This window comes from Acidocella aminolytica 101 = DSM 11237, from assembly GCF_900129125.1.
GTDB lineage: Bacteria > Pseudomonadota > Alphaproteobacteria > Acetobacterales > Acetobacteraceae > Acidocella > Acidocella aminolytica.
The window spans coordinates 15853-34630 of record NZ_FQVJ01000025.1 but is presented as its reverse complement, the minus strand read 5'-3'; the positions used below and the strand labels follow the sequence as shown (position 1 = coordinate 34630).

The window sequence follows — 18778 nt, the reverse complement described above, 5'->3', positions numbered from 1 at the left end:
CTTACGCCAATGTGCCAACATAAGATTCAAGCGCATTCCAAAGCGTTGGGCTAAACTTGGCCTTCCATTCAGAATAGAAGCCCGAAGCCACCAGCTTGTCGCGGAATAGCTTCAAGTCGGGTGCGTTGAAAACCATTCCTTCGTTGGTGAGCTTGGTCTGCAGAGAATTGTTCTGGGCCAGATTGGCGCTGCGCTGGAGTAGCGCCTGTTTATCAAAGGCATTGCTGACGATTTTCTGGTAATTGGCAGGCATACGTTTCCAAAAATCGCCATTGACGATCGGCCAGTAACCAACCCACATATGGTTGGTCAACGCGCAATATTTTTGAACTTCGTAGAATTTCTGCGTCTGGATAAGGGAAAGGGGGTTTTCCTGGCCATCAACCACGCCGGTCTGAAGGGAGGTGTAAAGCTCGGCCAGATTGATCACTGTTGGCGCCGCGCCAAGATGCTTAAACAAAGACAGAGAAATTGGGCTGGGCGGGACGCGAATTTTGAACCCAGCTAGATCAGCGGGGCTGTTGATGCGCTTGCTTTTCGAGGTCATTTGACGAAATCCCTCATCCCAGATGCGCGACATTGGGTGCAGGCCAACGGCTTCAATATCAGTGCGCACGAGATTGCCGACTTTTCCATCTAGCGCGGTCCAGGCGGCTTGGCTGTCCTTGAAGGCAAAGCCGAGATTGTCGATGGCAACCGATGGTACTAGCGTACTCAGAATATTGTCACCGATCGCCATCATTTGCATGGCGCCGGTGCGTACTTCGGAGAGCATATGGGTATCGTCGCCCAACTCGCTATTTGGGAACACTTTAACGATAACCTTGCCGTCGGTCGCTGCTTTGATCTCAGCTGCAGCCGCGCGGGCATGGACCGTGGAAGGGTGATTACTCGCGAGGTCAATGCCGAAGCGAATCACATAACGGCCGCTGGCGAGTGCCGGGCGGGCGAGTACGGCAGTACCAAGCGTGGCAACGCCGGTAAGAAGAAAGTTCTTGCGTGTGATGGTCGTCATTCGATGTTGTTTCCTCTTCTCTCTTAATAGAATTCTGATGGCTGCCGTTTACGGCAGAGATGATTTTCCCTGTCCGCGGTATATGGTTTTGTGTTGCAGGACGATTTGATTTGGACGGGCAGCTGATTCGCGATGCCTACTGAACAGAAAGGCTGCGTGAAGCCGTTATGGACTTCTCCGATTTACTTGCGAATGCAGCATTGGTGGCCGTCCAAAGGTATGTAATGGTCTCGTCCTCCTGTGTTGATCAGAAATGGCTGAACATTCCCGACCTTGTTTCGTCTTGGTTGCGTTTGCAGCGACGAAGGAATTCAAGCAACATGCGTGCCAGAACTGACGCGCATCACAACTGTCTGTAATTGTTAAAATTATTAGTAGAAAATCGTGCGGGAATGTACTTCCTGAGCGAATTTCCGCCTTTACAGATTTGACGCTGTGCGGATTTTCGCTCTAATTTTACCGAGGAGGAACGGCTGTGTTTGATCAAAAAACGCCATTAAGCGCGCGCTTTGAATGGGTGTGTGGTGGCGTTTTGGCCGCAGTCGCGGTCATTCTCGTGCTTTGGTTCGGTGGGAGTTGGGGGCGGCAGGAAGCAGCGTCCGCGCTACGTATCCAGGCCAACAGCAATGCAGCTCTCGATGTGGCGGTGTTGCGCAGTGAGCTTGGCAAGCAGAGATCGCTTCCTTTCATTCTGGCACAGGACCCGGATATTCTCGCAACTCTTCGCCACCCTGACGCTCCCAGTATCGCTGCGATGAACCACAAGCTAGCGATCCTGAAAGGCGGCACAGGATCTGATGTCATTTATTTACTCAACCGCAACGCCACAGCGATCGCCTCTAGCAACTGGCAAAGCCCGACCAGCTTTGTCGGTAATAATTATGCGTTTCGTCCCTATTTCGAAATGGCTGTAAAAAATGGCGGAGCCGAGTACTTCGCGCTAGGCAATGTAAGCCTGCAGTCTGGCTTATATATCTCGCGCCGGATAGAAGATCATGGTGTGCTATTGGGCGTAATCGTCGTGAAGGTTGAGTTCAAGGAGGTGGAGCGGGTCTGGCGCCAATCCGGGGCTGATGTGTATGTCACCGATCCGCGCGGCATCGTTTTGTTAAGCTCTGAGCCTGCTTGGCGGTTTCTGACCCAGTCGCCTCTACCGTCACGGCAGATCGCCGCGATTCGCGCGAGCGAGCAGTTTGGTGATGCAGCCCTGACGATGCTGCCATTTCGTCCGGCGGCAACCGCGCTCGGCGGGGATTTTGTCAAGTATGGCCGCGCGCTCTATTTGACCAGTCAGCAGGCGGTCGGATCTACTCCGTGGCAGTTGCATGTGCTGTTGCCGGCGCAGGCCGTATTGGCTGCGGGAGCTTATACAAGTCAGCTGACGGGGTTAGGGATCGTCGCACCCATTCTGCTGCTCTTGGCGATCATGCTGTACTGGAGATGGAGATCCAAACGCCGCGTGCAGGAGGAGGCTGCAGCACGCGTTGAACTGGAACGGCGAGTGGCGCTTCGCACAGAGGACCTACAGCTGAGCAATACTCGTCTCGTGGCGGAAATCGAGGAACGGCAAAAAATCGAATTGGATTTGCAGACAGCGCGCGACGAACTAACACAGGTTAATCGGCTGGCCATGTTGGGGCAGGTGACTGCCGGTTTGGCCCACGAGGTTAATCAACCGGTTGCCGCGATTCGAACTTATACGGATAATGCCATGGTGTTTCTCAGCAGGGAGGATACCGGGGCAGCGCAGGCTAATCTTGTGATGATCGCCAAATTGACCGAGATGATCGGCTCGATCACCGGGCAGTTGCGCGAGTTTTCACGCAAAGCAACGGGGGCGATCGGTCCGACACGCGTACAGGATGCTATCGACAGCGCGCTGCTCGTCGTTGGCATTAGAGCAAGACAGCAAGCGGTGGATTTAAGAGCCGACGAAGCTGACGCCGAACTTTACGTCATCGCCAACCGCGTCAGGCTCTCTCAGGTGCTCGTTAATCTGTTACAGAACGCACTGGAAGCGACAGAAGGTCGTCCGCGTCCGATGCTGCATATAGGCATTTTGCCTCAGACAGAAGAGGTCCAGGTCACCGTTACTGATAACGGTCCAGGTATTTCGTCTGAGGTGATGGCCGCATTGTTTACGCCCTTTGTGACCACCAAGCCACGGGGCGTTGGGCTTGGCTTGGTCATTTCTAAAAATATTGTTGATGAGTTTGGAGGGCGGCTCGATGTAACGAGCTCACCGTCTGAAGGTACCCGTTTCACGTTGTCTCTGCGGAGAGCATCATCATGACAGATTTTTTGCCTTGCGTCGCTTTTGTAGATGACGACGCGCAAGTCAGATCAGCTAACGCACAGACATTGCAACTAGCTGGTTTCAAGCCTTTGCCCTTCGCCTCGGCAACTGAGGCGCTGGAGAGGTTAGATGCCAACTTTGCGGGCATTGTGGTAACGGATCTGCGTATGCCACGTATGGATGGTATGCAGCTCTTTCGCCGCTTGAAGGCACTAGACGCCGATTTGCCGGTAATTCTTGTTACCGGACATGGCGATATTGAAACTGCCGTTGAGGCGATGAGGGAAGGGGTCTATGATTTCTTGTCAAAGCCCTTTGCTGCTGAGCAGTTGATTCGCAGCGTAAAGCGGGCGGTTGAAAAACGCTCGTTGGTAATGGAGAACCGAGCCCTGTTCGCAGAGGCGCAGCTGGCCGCGGAACATTCTCCTATCATTGGCAATACACCGATCATGCGCCGTTTGCGTGATACTTTGCGGGCGGTTGCGGATGCGGAAGTTGATATTCTGCTCATTGGTGAAACCGGAACAGGCAAGGAAGTCGTTGCCCGTGAACTGCACAGGCTAAGCCAGCGGCGCAAAGGCGCGTTTGTTGCGTTGAATTGTGGCGCTCTACCGGAAAGCGTCATCGATAGTGAATTATTCGGCCATGAGGCGGGTGCCTTTACAGGCGCGCAGAAGAAGCGTGTCGGGTTGATCGAACATTCAAGCGGAGGGATTTTGTTCCTCGATGAAGTTGAGAGCATGCCGCTTAACACGCAGGTGAGGCTTCTGCGCGTTCTGGAGGGGCGAGAGGTGATGCCGGTTGGTACGAATACGACGCGGGCGGTGGATTTACGCGTTGTCGCGGCCGCCAAAGGCGATCTCGGAGCGCCGGAACGCCGTGCCGAGTTTCGCGAGGACCTTTATCATCGCCTCAATGTAGTAACGGTCAGGATACCTCCTCTTCGGGAGAGGCGCGAGGACATTCCACTGCTCTTCGCACATATGCTCGAACGCGCGGTAAAGCGCTTCCAGCGTCCGGCGCCAGAGATGTTGGATTCAGTCCGCGGGTATCTGGAACGTCATGACTGGCCAGGCAATGTTCGTGAACTAGGGCATTTTGCAGAGCGCTTCGTGTTAGGCTTGGCGCAGGAGATTACTGCGGGTGGTATGACCTCGACAGCAGCCGAATCCCTCCCCAAGCGCGTTGATGCTTATGAGGAGCGCCTGATCCGTGAAACGCTGGCGGCGCATAAGGGGGATGTCCGTTCGACCCTGGCGGAGCTTGGGATTCCACGGAAGACATTTTACGACAAGCTGCAGCGCTACGACATCAACAGATCAAGCTTTGAGGAGTAGGGGCGGTTAATCAGTTGCGCGTATCTGGCGCGGCGTGAGATCAAAGCGCCTTTTGAACATGCGGCTGAAATGAAATGGGCTTATGAAGCCGCAGCGCCAAGCTATGGCCTCAATCCGTAAATTTCGGTAGCGCGGGGCGGTAAGCATTTCACGCGCCGTATCCAACTGCCGGTTCCAGACAAAGCGTATCACAGACATATCCTCGTCGGCGAAAAGTCGGTGCAAATGGGCCATTGACAGATTCACCGCCGAGGCAATTCCGGCGGCATCGAGCGTGGTGTCGGGCAAATTTTGCATAATATAGTGCTTTACACGCAGGCGGACCGTTTCGGCCTGTGGCTCAGCATCCTCGCGCAGAACCACATCCATTAAATCTAGTAGTTGGCAGCCTAGACGGGGCCGCATCTCCAGGTTCAATTCCGGGCTATGGGACGCGATAAGGCGGATCATATCTGTTACCAATCTTATGTCCGGTGAACTGGCATCAGGCGCCACCCAGCGTGTGAGCTGATATTTATAGCCACTTTGGCGCAGCGCCGATTTAGGGGCGTTAACCACCAGTAGCCATGCATGGACGGGTGCGTGCTCCTGAAACGGCCGTGCCGGGTCAACAACAATCAAGCCGCCTGCACCCAAGCTGCACTGCTCGCCGTCGCGCTCGAATTCTGCCGCCCCTCATCGTTCATCTTGACCATCAGTACGTCTTCTTCAGCGCGTAGCCGCCCTTGTGTGCGCAGCGTTTGCGGGCTCATTGAAACATTTGTGACCTTCAGCCCGCCGACCTGGCTCATGCTGACCGCCGAGACGAATTCAGCGCCTCGCGTAGGTTCGTAGCCGAACTGCATAATTCCGGTCTAACGCCTCACGCCATAATTCAAACAGCAGCATCGTTGCCAATAGATCGGCGCCATTCGCGCTCCGTTCCGCCGCGTCTTGGTTCATTTCCCCTCCTCACCGTCTTTCGGAGCGTCCCGGGGCGGCTTACCTGACATTTTCATCCCGCAGCTTATTGACTTGTGGACGCGGGGCCGTTTCTCGTTCGATAAGTTTGCAAAATTCTATAAGCTGAGTGAGATCAATGAGGCAGTTGAAGCCTCAGAAAAGGGAAGCGTTTTGGAACCAGTTTTACGCATCGCGGACTGATTTCGTAACAACTGTAGAAGCGCCAGTTAATACGGAGCCTCTACAGTATTTTCAACCTTACATCGGGGCATATGGAATTAGATTACAACAATCATTTAGTTCCTAAAGTCATTGAAGATGCAAGGGGTGGACAAAGTATAAATACCGGTTTTTTAACAAAGTCCTTGATTCATTATGGGGTTGACGCTTAAATTTTCTTCGAAGAGGGAAGCTTTTCTGCGAAACGCCGGTAAAAAAACTGGGAGAACAACAAAAATGGTCTTAGCAGCGTCACGGCCGCCAGTAATATTGGGTCTTACCAGTCTGGTGTTTGGCGTCGTCGGCCTTTATCTGGGGCTGGGTGGCTTATGGCTCGCAGTGATTGGCGGGTCGATCTATTACGTTATAACTGGCGCTGCTTTTCTGGTTCTGGCTTGGCTTGTCTGGCGGCGGCATGCCGCGGCGTTCTGGCTTTATGCCTTTGTTTTGCTTGGCACTCTCATCTGGGCTATTTGGGAAGCTGGTTTTGATTTCTGGGCGCTTGCGCCACGCGGCGATGTTATTGCGCCTCTTGGCGTCTGGCTCTTGCTGCCCTTCGTCGCCAACCGGTTTATTCCCCCTGTTCGTGGTGGCAAGATGGCGCTGGGTGCTGGGGTTTTTCTTGCCTGTTTGACCTTGGTTATTTCACTCGCGCGAGATCCTCATGCCATTGTTGGTGTTGCCTCGGATACAAGCCAGCCAACAGGCAACGTGGCCGCAGCGGATTGGACAGCTTATGGTGGTACGAATTGGGGCGATCGCTTCTCCAGCCTGAAACAGATTACCCCCGCCAATGTCAGCAAACTTAAACTTGTCTGGCAATTCCGCACCGGCGACATGAGGGGGCCGAACGATCCTATCGAAACAACGGACGAGGATACGCCAATCAAGATTGGTGATACGCTTTATGCATGTTCGCCACATCAGATTTTATTTGCGCTCAATGCCGCGACTGGGAAACTCAAATGGAAGTTTAATCCGCATATCAAGGCAAACCCAACCTTTCAGCATCTGACGTGCCGAGGCGTTTCGTACCATGAGACAGAAGCGGGTGCGACAACGGTTGAGGGTCAACCGGCGCCGACAAACTGCCCCCGCCGTATCTTCTTACCCACCAATACGGGGCTACTTTATGCGATTAACGCCGATAATGGGTTGCTTTGCGAGAGTTTTGGCGACCATGGTCATATCGATCTCAAATATGGCAGCCCCTATCAGGTGGCCGGTTTCTATGAAGTCACGTCTCCACCAGCGGTCGGATCTCAAGTAATCGTTGTCGGCGGATCCGTGATCGACAACTGGTCGAACAAGGTGCCATCTGGCGCTATTCGCGGCTATGACGTTTATTCCGGCAAATTATTATGGGTCTTTGATGCGGGGAATCATGATCCAAATGAGATGCCCTCAGCCACGCATCAGTTGACCGCCGGGTCTCCTAATTCATGGGCACCTTCAGCCATCGATGAAAAGCTTGGGATGGTCTATGTGCCGCTGGGTGAAGGCGCCAATGACATTTGGGGTGGCAACCGTAGCGCCGATGAGGAGCGTTATGATTCCGCTCTGGTCGCTCTGAATATCAAAACCGGAAAACTCATCTGGTCTTTCCAGAACGTGCATCATGACCTTTGGGACATGGACATGCCAGCTCAGCCAAGCCTTGCCAATGTTCAAACGGCAAATGGGATGGTCCCGGCGATCTATGTTCCCGCGAAGACGGGCGATATCTTTGTGCTCGACCGGCGCAATGGCCATCTCATCGTTCCCGCACCTGAAATGCCCGTGCCGCAATCTGCAGCTCCGGGCGACCATGTCGCGCCAACACAGCCTTTTTCTCAACTCTCCTTTCGACCGCGCCAGAAGCTGACTGGCGCCGATATGTGGGGAGCCACAACTTTCGACCAGCTTGTCTGCCGGATCAAATTTCATTCCTTAAACTATCAGGGACCCTTTACGCCACCTTCTCTTAAAGGAACGCTTGTTTTTCCTGGCAATCTTGGCATGTTTGAATGGGGCGGCCTCGCCATTGACCAGAAAAATCAGATCGCCATTGCTAATCCCATGAGCGTTCCCTTTGTTTCCCGCCTTATCCCTCGTGGCCCTAAGAACCCCGCTGAACCCGCGAATAACTTACCTGCGGGCACCGAGATGGGGGTACAGCCCATGTTTGGCACGCCCTTTGGCGTGAAGTTGAATCCATTCATATCGCCCATAGGCATTCCTTGTCTCGCGCCTCCCTGGGGCAATATCGCTGCCATTAACCTTCGAACCAATAAGATCGTCTGGGAGCATCGCGTTGGCACTACACGGGACGAGACAATGTTGCCGCTCCCTCTCGACCTCGGTACGCCCATGCTCGGCGGACCTCTCGCGACCGCTGGTGGCGTCGTTTTCCTGACTTCAACGATGGATTATTATATCCGTGCCTTTGATCTGAAGACCGGCAAGTTGCTTTGGCAGGATCGCCTTCCTGCAGGGGGGCAGTCCACGCCCATGACGTACTTGGTAAACGGCAAGCAGTATATTGTCACGGCAGATGGCGGTCATGGCTCTTTCGGAACCAAGCTCGGGGACTATATCCGTGCCTATGCGTTGCCCTGAGGAGGACCTTTTTCTTGGGGCCTGTTTTTGATGCGGATCAAGGTGAAGTTCACGGGAACGTTATAACGTTTGTCAACTAGACGAGCGGCGCGTGACGGCCTTGAGTTCCTCTTTGGCGGATAAAATGCCACCCGTGTGACTCGTCGAGCCACATCAAGGAGGGAATCAATGAACGACGTAGTCCAGCCGGGTGGCCGATCGGGGCCACCACCTGCCAGAACGGAGACGGCTCAGCCAGGTACGCGCGCCGTAGGTCTTTTCAGCCTCCTCGGAATGGTTGTGGGGTCAATGATCGGCGGTGGTGTGTTCAACCTGCCGCAGAATATGGCCGCAGGCGCTGGGCTGGGTGCAATTGTCATCGCCTGGATCATTACAGGTGTTGGCATGTACTTCCTGGCCAACACATTCCGGACTCTGGCCGACAAGCGGCCGGACTTAACCGCCGGTATCTACACTTATGCGCGCGAAGGGTTTGGCCGTTACGCTGGCTTTAACTCGGCCTGGGGCTATTGGCTTAGTTCTGCGTTCGGTAATGTCGGCTTCGCTGTATTGGTGATGCAGACGCTAGGATTTTTCTTCCCCAGCCTGATCAGTGGTAAATCCTGGGAAGCCATCCTTGGAGGTTCTATTTTAATTTGGGGAATGTATTTTGTCGTGCTCGCTGGCGTGAAGCAGGCGGCATTCTTAAATGCCGTGGCGACCGCCACTAAGATTGTACCCATTATCGCCTTGATTGTTATTCTCGCGGTTTTTCTGAACAGCGCCAGCTTCACGACAGATATCTGGGGCAGGGTGGGTCATTTAGGCAATATTCTAACCCAAGTGAAAAGCACGATGATGGTCACACTCTGGGTTTTCATCGGGATAGAAGGCGCTGTGGTTGTCTCTGGGCGCGCACGCAAGACCGAGGATGTTGGGCGCGCGACATTTCTTGGGTTGCTTATCTGTCTGCTGCTTTATGTTCTGGTATCGGTTCTGCCGTTTGGGGTTATGTCTCAGAAAGAACTTGCGGCACTGAATGGTCCATCTGCCGCTTACGTGTTACAGCATATCGTTGGGCACTGGGGCGCCATTTTCATGATCCTCTCCGTGCTCGTCTCACTTCTGAGCTGCTGGCTGGCCTGGACTATTCTTGTAGCTGAGCTTCCTTTTGAGGGCGCAAAGGACGGCGTATTTCCCAAATTTCTGGCGCGTGAAAACAGCAGTCATTCGCCGGCTCCATCCCTGCTTCTCTCTACGATCGTTATGCAGGTATCCATGTTCGTGGTTGTCTTTGCCAATAATGCTTGGCTCTGGATGGTTGCGATCACGGGGGTGATGATTCTTCCGGCCTATTTCGCAAGCACGGCGTTTCTGTTTCGCTATGCGGGAAATCCGACCTTCGTTACGGCACATGGCACTGAGAGTAAGACTGCCGCACTTTTAAGCGGGATGCTTGGTTCTGTGTACGCGGTGTGGCTGCTTTATGCCGCGGGGCTTCAATTTGTTCTTTTGTCGACAATTGTTTATGCGATCGGCATTCCGTTTTATTGGTATGCCCAAAAGGAGCAAGGGCGCGCTGCGGCCGCCTTCAATAGCAGAGAGGCTGTTGCGGCGTTTATTTTGGTGGCTGCAGCCGTGATTTCGGCTATCCTCATCGGAAATGGCACGGTAAGCATCGGTTAACATCACGCAACATAAAAAATAATTGCCCGGCCGGAGTAATATCCGGCCGGGCCTTTGTTTATTTTGGAATTGTAGATGGGTCGATCAGCTCGGCTTGTTGGCTAACAGTTCCATCTGGATGCGCGTTCCGGCCTTTCTGTCAATGATCGCCCTGGCATCCTCCATCCGCCCGATCGCCGCCGAGCAATTGGTGTGCTGCACAAACCGGCATGCCGCTTCTACTTTTGGCCCCATGCTGCCTGTAGCGAAGTCATAGCTTAGCAACATTTTCGGTGTTGCCTTGCTCAATGCCCTTTGCTGGCTAGAACCATAATCCAGATAGATCGCATCTACATCCGTCAGCATGAGAAAGAAGTCCGCGCCGATCTGTTCGGCGAGAAGCGCACTCGCTGCGTCTTTGTCGATTACTGCTTCCTTGCCGTGCCACTTGCCTGCCTTGTCCCGAACAACGGGAATACCGCCGCCACCGGCACAAATCACTAACGTACCCGCTTGCGTAAGCCGTTCGATGCTGGCCGCGTTGAGTATTGAAACGGGAGCAGGAGAGGGAACAACGCGGCGCCAAGCTTTACCATCTTGCGCGATGCTCCAACCGCGTGTTGCCGCTAGCTCCTGTGCCGTTGCTTCGTCGTAAATTGGGCCAATTGGCTTACTCGGTGACGTAAAGGCTGGATCATTCGCATCAACCTCAATGCGCGTGAGTAGCGTGGCGATTGCGGTATCGGGCGGTAAGGCATTCGCCAACTCTTGCTCCAGCAGATAGCCAATCCAGCCTTCGCTTTCGGCATCCAGGCTGTCTAGGGGCTGGGCCGCGCCTTTCGGTCCAGCTTCTGCCTGCAATGCCAGCAACCCCACCTGTGGGCCGTTGCCGTGCGTGAGCGTGAGACGATGACCAGCAGTAATCAGCTGTGCCAGCGCGGCAGCAGCTTGCTTGATATTCGCCTCTTGTGCGTCGGGCGTCGGCGCTTCGCCCCGACGCAACAGCGCATTGCCCCCAAGGGCCGCGACAATATGCATCAGCCGAGGGTCGCGACCAAGATCGCCTTTATCGAATGCATTCGATTTTCAGCCTGATCAAACACGATAGACCGCTCGGATTCAAACACTTCCTCACTGACCTCCATTGCGGAGATACCAAAGCGCTTTTCGATGTCGCGGCCTACACTCGTTTCCGTGTTATGAAATGCGGGCAGACAGTGCATAAACTTCGCGGCAGGATTACCCGTTGCCGCCATGAGAGCCGTATTGATCTGATAAGGCATAAGTTGCTTGATTCTTTCACCCCACAGCTGTTCGTCCTCACCCATCGAAAGCCAGACATCAGTATAAAGGAAGTCCGCACCCTTAACGGCCCTTTGAGGATCACTCTCAAAACTTATTTGCCCCCCGCTTTCTGCTGCGACAGTTTTGATGCGGTTGATGACCTCCTGTGCTGGCCAGAGCACTTCCGGCGCGCCCACGCACATCTTCATTCCAAGCTTGGCCGCCCCCATAGCAAGAGATAACGCCATGTTGTTGCCGCCATCGCCCATAAATGCGAAGCTGATGTCAGGTAGGGGTTTGTTGCAAAATTCCGGCATTGTCATGAAATCAGCCAGAACCTGCGTGGGGTGAGCGTCATCCGTGAGACCATTATAAACCGGCACGCCTGAATATTGCGCTAAGGTTTCTGCATCCTCCTGCGCGAAGCCCCGAAACTCAATTGCGTCAAACATACGGCCAAGCACGCGGGCGGTATCTTTTACGCTTTCTTTATGGCCAATATGGCTGCCGCTGGGACCCATATAAGTTACATGCGCCCCTTGGTCGTAGGCAGCCACTTCAAAGCCGCTGCGTGTACGGGTGGAATCTTTTTCGAAAATAAGGGCTATGGTTTTGCCAGTAAGGCGTGCCACTTCGAAACCTCCACGCTTGGCTGCTTTCAGTTCGGCCCCAAGTTTTAGAAGATCGAGGATTTCACTCTGCGAGAAATTTTCAAGCGACAAAACGCTGCGGCCGCGAAGATGTGACATGGCTAATTCTCCTTTAAATCGGGTCACGGCGAATGGGGCAGGTCATGCAATGCGCACCGCCGCGCCCACGACCGAGCTCAGCGCCCTCGATTGTGATAACTTCGATGCCTGCCTTTCGCAGCAGGGTGTTTGTATAAACATTCCGGTCATAGGCAATGACAACGCCCGGTTCTAGCGCGAAGACATTGTTGCCGTCGTCCCATTGCTCACGCTCGGCTTCATACGTGTCTCCCCCGGTTTCTATGATCCGTAAGTGACCCCCAACAGCTTCGGCGACGGTATCCAGGAAGCTTTTTGACTCCTCGACGATCCTTAAGTGTCGTTTTCCTGTATCGGGATAAAGCGAGAAGGCACGCAGCCGGTGCACTATATCTGGATAGACTGTTACCAAATCGCGGTCACAGAAGGAAAACACTGTGTCAAGATGCATGTAAGACCGGTCACTTGGCATCAAGCCCGCAATCACGCGTGTTGCTTCGCCCTTTGCAAAGAGACGGCGCGCGTATTGTGAAACGGCCTGAGGCGTTGAGCGTTCTCCCATACCGATGAGCACGGTCCCATTCCCGAGCGGCATCACGTCCCCGCCCTCAAGGCTGAGGGATCCTGCGTGTTCTTCGGCGGCATTAAAGTATTTGTGAAATTTCGCTGCTTTGAACCGCGGGTGGAATGTGTAGATTGCTGCCGCATTCGCCGCTTCCAGCTGCCGCGCGGGCCAGTGCATGGGGTTAATGAAAACACCGTTACCTACCCAGCAAGAGGTATCACGGGTGAAAAGCTGGTTGGGGAGGGGAGGCAATATGAACTCGTGCTGGGCACGGGTCAATGAGAAGAGTCCGTGTGGTGTAAAGGGCAGTTCCGCCCGCGCGATACCCCCGATCATATATTTAGCAAGCTCGATGGGAGGCATTTCCTCAAGCCAGGCGCGCAGTTCGACATCGACGCCCGTAGCGCTTTCTGCCGTTCCAAGGCGCTTGTCCAGCAGCCATCTCCTGGCCGCTGGATCAGCTAAGGTTTCCGCTAGTGCCTCGCCAAACTCGATGATAACGATGCCGCGTTCGCGCATTGCATCAAGGAAGGCGTCATGTTCTTGGCGTGCCTTCTTCACCCAGATTACATCGTCAAAGAGCAGTTCATGGCAGTTTCCCGGGGTCAGGCGGCTCAGACTGAGCTCGGGTCGATGAACAAGAACCTCTCGCAGTTTGCCAATTTCCGAATAGACACCAGGATCAGGAAAGGGGGAAGTCATGAATGGCGCTCCGTTGGTTGTTTGGTGCGCATGCTAGGCGGAGATTTTCGGCTCTGCATTGAGCAGGATCAACTATCCCTCACCACATAGGTGTGCAGAACGATGCGACCTCCTGTATCCGTCTCCCGATATATCCCCTGGATCTCATTCTCGAAGCCTGGAAAGCGGTTGCTCGCCTCTTCCACTAGACGGAGATAATTTAGTAAAGGGCTAGTTTGGCTGCCATATCGTTCACCAGGTAGTATCAAGCCGATCCCCGGTGGATAGACCAGAGCGAGCGTCGCTGCTACTCGTCCCTCTATCTCGGAGATGGGAATATAGTCCACCTCATTGCGTAGCAGCTTCTCCCAGGCTGTACGTGGCGGTAGAACTGGCTCGGGCAGATACTCTGCTTTGAACATTTCGCGTTGTAGTCGGCTTGCCTGATGGGTGCGGTAGAAGGCGTGTAGTTCGGCGCAGAGGTCACGAAGGCCAGTCCCCGCATAACGCTTATCAAAGCGCCTAGTGAAATCCGGCATTACATTGTCCAGCTTTGCATTGGCGTCATGCAGCTCCTTGAAGGCTACCAATGCGGCAAGCAGTGTACCGGCCTTGCTTGCCTCAAGCCCAGGCGTGAGGAGGAACAGAATTGAGTTGAAGTCGTTCTTCTCGGGAACAATACGCCGCTCCCTCAGGAATTCGGCGAGAATAGGGGCCGGCACGCCATGTGGCGCATAATTGCCGGTTTCTCGATTGAAGCCTGGGGTCAAGAGCGTGAGCTTATTTGGGTCGGTCATTGCATAATTTTCCGAGAGACCTGGGAAGCCATGCCAACTTCCGTTCACCCCGAGTGTCCAAGCATCGCGATTTTGAGCAAGCTCGTCAGTCGGGAGGTCCTCCCATGCCATACCACCAACATCGTGCGGAACGAAAGGGTCGAAGAACCAAGCCTCTTCTGGCGCGTGCGCGGCTGAAGCCAAGTCCTTTTTTAAATGCCGTAGCTTTTTTCGAAGTTCGATACCCATACGGATTGTGTCATCCCACAACACTTCACCAGCACGGCCTTTCATCATTTGTGCGCCAACGTCGAGTGAAGCGAACAGCGGATAAAATGGAGAGGTCGAAGCGTGTAGCATGAATAATTCATTGAAACGACGTGGCTCGACGCGCCGATTCCCCTGCACATGCGAATCTTTCACATGAATCTGCGAAGCCTGTGAGAATCCTGCAAGCTGTTTGTGCGTTGATTGAGTAGCAATGATGCCTGGATCGTCCGGTCCTAGAGTAAGGCCCATAGCAAAATGCTGCGAAAAAAGTGGATGGAATTTCATGAAGCCGGCCCAGGCTTCGTCGAACAAGATATATTCGCAGAGACGTCCAATTGCCTTGATTAGTACCTCCACATTATAGATAGTTCCATCGTATGTGCATTGTTCTAAGACTAACGCTCGGAACGGTCGCGCCTGGTCAGCTCTTGCCTTATCCACTACAAGCGGATTGGCACGAATAGAATCCCTGATATTGCGCTCGACTAGTGCTGATGGAGCAATAGGCCCAATCAACCCATGGGCATTGCGCGTTGTTTCCAGGTAGGTTGGGATACCCCCGCCGAAAAGCAATGCACCATGTACAGCTGCCTTATGATTATTGCGGTCGAAAAGTACTAGGTCGTCAGGGGCGATGATCGCTGAGAGGGCTACCTTATTAGATGTAGACGTTCCGTTGAGCACAAAATAAGTTCTCTCGGCACCAAAAATTTCGGCCGATTCCGCCTCCGCTCGTCGCGCAGGACCTTCGTGTGTCAACAGATCACCCAGCTCTACCACGGAATTGTCGAGGTCGTTGCGGAACACCGCTTCACCCATGTGTTGAACAAAGATATTTCCGATAGGGCTCTTTCGATAGAAGACCCCGCCATTATGGCCTGGGCACGTCCAAAGTTGGTTACCTTGCTCCGCGTAGTCGACCATTGCTCCAAAAAACGGCGTTTTTAGACTTTCTGCATACCGCGCCAAATGATCGACAAGATTTTTGGCGATAAAATCGGGGGTGTCTTCAGCAGTAAAAACATAACCGGAAATAATACGCAGCGTATCAGCATCGATATCCTGTAGCTTATGTCGACGAGCTAGGAGAAACATCGGCATTTCTAGTCCGCGATGGCGTACCGCTTTGATAAATGCGGAAACGTCCCCAAACTTCTTATCACCTCCCCATTCCACTAGGATGCCGCCAATCGAGGCGTCGGCTGTCACAGCCAGCAGAGCATCTGCAAGGTTCTTCGCGTTACTGACACGCACATCTCGTACGGCGATGCCTGCTCTAATGCCTGCAAGATATTGCTGCTCGATATCCCCCATAGCGTCGGTGTCGATCGCAAATAGAAAGTGGAACATGGCCTCGAAGCGCATGGCGGATGTCTCCCCTCATGGAAATGCTGGGACTATAGCTGGCCGTTTTTTGGCTACATTGAGCAATGTCAATGGCGACAGCAAATACAGCATTTATCTTGCGACGCCACTTCCGGAGGACAAACCATGACAGAACAGGAAATCGAGACGCAGTTTACGGACATGTCCGTACTGGTGGTAAATGATAAGCTCGCCGAGGCTAATGCCATAGGCCGTGCCTCACGCAGACTGGTGGAGGATTTGCGGCATCATGGCGTTGGAACAATATTGTCCAACTCCGCCGAAGACGCGCTGGCCGTGATTGGCGCCAATCCTCATCTTCAGGCGATGATTCTAGACTGGGATCTGCAGGAAGATCCCGCGCACCGCCATGCGATGGACTTGCTGCGGAGCCTACGGGCCCACAACGAGAATGTACCGGTTTTTCTGCTGGCTGAGCGTAGCGATGCAACACGTATTCCTATGGAAGTCATGAGCGAGGCGGATGAATTCATCTGGCTCCTGGAAGACACGATGGAGTTTATTAGTGAGCGTATCGTAGCTGCGATCCGTAGGTATCGGACGCAGATGTTGCCGCCAATGTTTCGAGCCTTGATGAATTTTGCCAAAGAGGCCGAATATTCCTGGCATACACCTGGGCATACGGGGGGAACCGCGTTTCTGCGCTCTCCAGCAGGTCGTGTTTTTCATGACTATTTTGGGGAGGCATTATTCCGTTCGGATCTTTCGATCTCGGTAGGAGAGTTGGGGTCTCTGCTAGACCACAGTGGACCGATTGGAGAAGGAGAGCGTTATGCCGCCCGGGTATTCGGCGCTGACCGCTCATATTACGTGACCAACGGCACCTCGACATCCAACCGCGTCGTGATGATGGCCAGTATCGCTCGTGGGCAGATTGCTCTGGCCGATCGCAACTGCCATAAATCAGTTGAGCATGGCTTGAGTCTCACAGGAGCGGTGCCTGTTTATCTTATGCCGCATCGTAACCATCTTGGTCTGATCGGACCAATCCCGCCGTCATCATTGACGGCTGAATGCATCAGGAATCGTATAGCTGACACACCTCTTGCAGCAAAAGTAGAAGAAAAGCCAGCCCTCGCGATTATAACAAATTCAACCTATGACGGGCTGTGTTACAACGCCCCGCGGGTCGAAGAACTTCTTGCCCCATCGGTTGATCGCATTCTATTCGATGAAGCGTGGTTTGGTTACGCTCGCTTTAACCCGATTTACAAAGACCGCTTTGCAATGCGGGGGGATCCGGCGCAAGCGCGACGTGATGGTCCAACAATATTTGCAACCCAATCCACGCATAAGCTGCTCGCCGCGTTATCACAGGCGTCAATGATACATCTACGTGAAGGAGGGGCGCCGGTGGAGCATAGTCGATTCAATGAAGCCTTCATGATGCATGCCTCAACCTCGCCGCAATACGCTATCATCGCTTCTAACGACGTTAGCGCTGCGATGATGGAGGGCGTGGGAGGTAGGTTGCTAACTGGAGAAGCGATTGCAGAAGCGATCTCATTCCGCCAGACAATGGCCCGACTGACGAACGAATTCATGGATCGTGGCACGTGGTTCTTCGGTGTCTGGCAACCGGACCGTGTTCGTGATGATTCCACCGAACTAGCTTTTGCCGACGCTCCGCCTGACATGCTGGCGCAGGTGCAGTCTTGCTGGATGCTTGAGCCCGGCGCTGAATGGCACGGTTTCCCGAACCTCGAGCGTGACTATTGCATGTTGGATCCAATCAAAGTGACAGTGACGACACCGGGTATGGACCTGTCCGGGGGCCTTAGCAAACATGGCATTCCAGCTTCACTGCTGACAGCTTATCTTGCTGAACATGGCATTGTAGCGGAAAAGACTGCGAACTTCTCGATCCTGTTTCTGTTTTCCATTGGTGTGACCAAAGGGAAGTGGGGGTCTCTGGTCAACGCTTTGCTAGAATTCAAGCGTGATTACGACGCAAATGCCCCACTTACGCGGGTTATGCCGGCGTTGGTGCAAAGTCACCCTGGGCGTTACGGAGCCGTTGGGCTTCGGGACCTCGGGGAGGAAATGTTCACCGCGATGCGCGATGGGCGAATTCCTGAATTGCTGCAATTAGCCTATGACGTTGAACCGCGCTCAATACTTACGCCAGCAACGGCATATGACCAACTAATTCGCCAGGAGGGGGACGCAACCGGGCTCGGCGGTCTGGCTAGCAGTATTGCTGCTACAGCTATTGTTCCGTATCCTCCGGGAATTCCGTTGGTGATGCCCGGTGAGGCTCTGGGGGCATTAGACAGTCCGGTACTACGCTATCTTGGAGCCCTGCAGGCGTTCGACCAGCAATTTCCTTCGTTTGAGCATGATATACACGGTATCGAGGTTCTTGATGGTGAGTATCGCGCGATGAGGTTTCTTGCGCCATAGCGATCGAAGCACTACGACAGATGTATCTCGGAGGTTCGTTTGCTAGCTGGCTGTTAGCTCGCTAGTATGGACAAATAATCGACGTGCTGTTTCACGCCCGTCGGCGGGCGTGAAACACGCTGCACGTTCCCTTGGTCTGTTCAAACACCTTGCGGGAGATCCGCTTCCGCGTCGGCTATTAAAATGGTAAGCGAGTACCGCAAAGGCGTTAGATTGCCTAGCCTGGTTCCGCGCCCACTTTTCATGAAATACAATAGCTTGGAAGTTCCCGGTGAGTAGTGCGTAAAGTGTTCAATGAACTCATGGTTACATGTAACCTTGATTTCTTTGTCGGTCGAATTACAAGTAGTGTGTTTTCAACAGCCGCCGTACATGTTTGCCATTCGCTCGTGGTCGGCTGGCCAGACACCAAAGCTCGTCCAACGAACAGCAGTTGGTCTGTTGCTGGGAACTGGAGGGGCGGGGCCAAGCAATGAGGAGTGGGCGACGCAAAACGGCGATAGCCCGCTTTTTGTAAAGCGGGATACAAATGGTGAATGATTTTCTGGTTGGCTGAATTTCCAGCATAGTGATTCACTGATCGCGGCTTGGCAACCGCCGATAGTTTTGTCGAGAATAGGGCGTCGTTCGGCCC

General features: G+C 53.8%; 13 protein-coding genes. 5 read left to right on the top strand and 8 right to left on the bottom strand.

Going from position 1 to position 18778, the window contains the following annotated elements:
• Window position 1: 1 nt before the first annotated feature.
• Window positions 2-919, bottom strand: a complete 918-nt coding sequence (locus tag BUB54_RS13185; RefSeq protein ID WP_158320139.1) for a TRAP transporter substrate-binding protein — start codon at window positions 917-919, stop codon at window positions 2-4.
• Between the two features lie 571 nt (window positions 920-1490).
• On the opposite strand from BUB54_RS13185, the gene BUB54_RS13180 reads away from it, so the two are divergent.
• Together BUB54_RS13180 and BUB54_RS13175 are read left to right on the top strand one after the other, a co-directional pair.
• Window positions 1491-3308 carry a sensor histidine kinase gene (locus BUB54_RS13180; RefSeq protein ID WP_048879999.1) on the top strand — a complete coding sequence of 606 codons (1818 nt, stop codon included), beginning with the start codon at window positions 1491-1493 and terminating at the stop codon, window positions 3306-3308.
• Window positions 3305-4648: a sigma-54-dependent transcriptional regulator gene (locus BUB54_RS13175; RefSeq protein ID WP_048880000.1), complete on the top strand. Its 1344-nt coding sequence runs from the start codon at window positions 3305-3307 to the stop codon at window positions 4646-4648. Before BUB54_RS13180 ends, BUB54_RS13175 begins: the two co-directional genes overlap by 4 nt.
• A gap of 6 nt (window positions 4649-4654) precedes the next feature.
• Here BUB54_RS13175 and BUB54_RS13170 read toward each other — a convergent pair whose 3' ends face one another.
• The 3 genes from BUB54_RS13170 to BUB54_RS21820 are packed head-to-tail and all read right to left on the bottom strand — an operon-like array spanning window position 4655 to window position 5590.
• Window positions 4655-5269, bottom strand: coding sequence for a helix-turn-helix domain-containing protein (locus BUB54_RS13170; protein WP_048880001.1), 615 nt, complete (start codon window positions 5267-5269; stop codon window positions 4655-4657).
• Window positions 5266-5439, bottom strand: a complete 174-nt coding sequence (locus BUB54_RS20845; RefSeq protein ID WP_158320140.1) for a hypothetical protein — start codon at window positions 5437-5439, stop codon at window positions 5266-5268. Before BUB54_RS20845 ends, BUB54_RS13170 begins: the two co-directional genes overlap by 4 nt.
• A 19-nt stretch (window positions 5440-5458) precedes the next feature.
• On the bottom strand, window positions 5459-5590 hold the full coding sequence (locus tag BUB54_RS21820; protein ID WP_264797976.1) for a hypothetical protein: 132 nt from the start codon (window positions 5588-5590) through the stop codon (window positions 5459-5461).
• A gap of 456 nt (window positions 5591-6046) precedes the next feature.
• On the opposite strand from BUB54_RS21820, the gene BUB54_RS13160 reads away from it, so the two are divergent.
• Window positions 6047-8407: a membrane-bound PQQ-dependent dehydrogenase, glucose/quinate/shikimate family gene (locus BUB54_RS13160; protein WP_048880004.1), complete on the top strand. Its 2361-nt coding sequence runs from the start codon at window positions 6047-6049 to the stop codon at window positions 8405-8407.
• A 168-nt stretch (window positions 8408-8575) separates the two neighbouring features.
• Window positions 8576-10072, top strand: coding sequence for a basic amino acid/polyamine antiporter (locus BUB54_RS13155; protein WP_048880005.1), 1497 nt, complete (start codon window positions 8576-8578; stop codon window positions 10070-10072).
• An 84-nt stretch (window positions 10073-10156) separates the two neighbouring features.
• Here the strand turns inward: BUB54_RS13155 and arcC are convergent, their stop codons facing one another.
• The 4 genes from arcC to BUB54_RS13135 form a co-directional block, all read right to left on the bottom strand.
• A complete protein-coding gene (gene arcC, locus BUB54_RS13150) occupies window positions 10157-11089 on the bottom strand; it encodes a carbamate kinase (protein WP_048880006.1) in 933 nt (310 codons plus the stop codon).
• Window positions 11089-12084, bottom strand: coding sequence for an ornithine carbamoyltransferase (gene argF, locus BUB54_RS13145; protein ID WP_048880007.1), 996 nt, complete (start codon window positions 12082-12084; stop codon window positions 11089-11091). Before argF ends, arcC begins: the two co-directional genes overlap by 1 nt.
• A gap of 13 nt (window positions 12085-12097) precedes the next feature.
• The gene (locus BUB54_RS13140; protein WP_048880008.1) at window positions 12098-13330 is read right to left on the bottom strand and encodes an arginine deiminase; all 1233 of its coding nucleotides are present in this window, start codon (window positions 13328-13330) and stop codon (window positions 12098-12100) included.
• 68 nt (window positions 13331-13398) lie between these two features.
• On the bottom strand, window positions 13399-15720 hold the full coding sequence (locus tag BUB54_RS13135; protein ID WP_048880009.1) for an Orn/Lys/Arg family decarboxylase: 2322 nt from the start codon (window positions 15718-15720) through the stop codon (window positions 13399-13401).
• Window positions 15721-15846: 126 nt separating this feature from the next.
• Here BUB54_RS13135 and BUB54_RS13130 point away from each other — a divergent pair, with 126 nt between their 5' ends.
• Entirely contained in the window at window positions 15847-18144 is a 2298-nt protein-coding gene (locus BUB54_RS13130) for an Orn/Lys/Arg family decarboxylase (protein WP_199444737.1), read from the top strand.
• Window positions 18145-18778: the final 634 nt, after the last annotated feature.

Coding starts and splice junctions, on each gene's coding strand:
- BUB54_RS13140 (WP_048880008.1), bottom strand. CDS start 13,330: ATGACTTCCCCCTTTCCTGATCCTGGTGTCTATTCGGAAATTGGCAAA.
- BUB54_RS13175 (WP_048880000.1), top strand. CDS start 3,305: ATGACAGATTTTTTGCCTTGCGTCGCTTTTGTAGATGACGACGCGCAA.
- BUB54_RS21820 (WP_264797976.1), bottom strand. CDS start 5,590: ATGAACCAAGACGCGGCGGAACGGAGCGCGAATGGCGCCGATCTATTG.
- BUB54_RS20845 (WP_158320140.1), bottom strand. CDS start 5,439: ATGAGCCAGGTCGGCGGGCTGAAGGTCACAAATGTTTCAATGAGCCCG.
- argF (WP_048880007.1), bottom strand. CDS start 12,084: ATGTCACATCTTCGCGGCCGCAGCGTTTTGTCGCTTGAAAATTTCTCG.
- BUB54_RS13130 (WP_199444737.1), top strand. CDS start 15,847: ATGACAGAACAGGAAATCGAGACGCAGTTTACGGACATGTCCGTACTG.
- BUB54_RS13160 (WP_048880004.1), top strand. CDS start 6,047: ATGGTCTTAGCAGCGTCACGGCCGCCAGTAATATTGGGTCTTACCAGT.
- arcC (WP_048880006.1), bottom strand. CDS start 11,089: ATGCATATTGTCGCGGCCCTTGGGGGCAATGCGCTGTTGCGTCGGGGC.
- BUB54_RS13155 (WP_048880005.1), top strand. CDS start 8,576: ATGAACGACGTAGTCCAGCCGGGTGGCCGATCGGGGCCACCACCTGCC.
- BUB54_RS13135 (WP_048880009.1), bottom strand. CDS start 15,720: ATGCGCTTCGAGGCCATGTTCCACTTTCTATTTGCGATCGACACCGAC.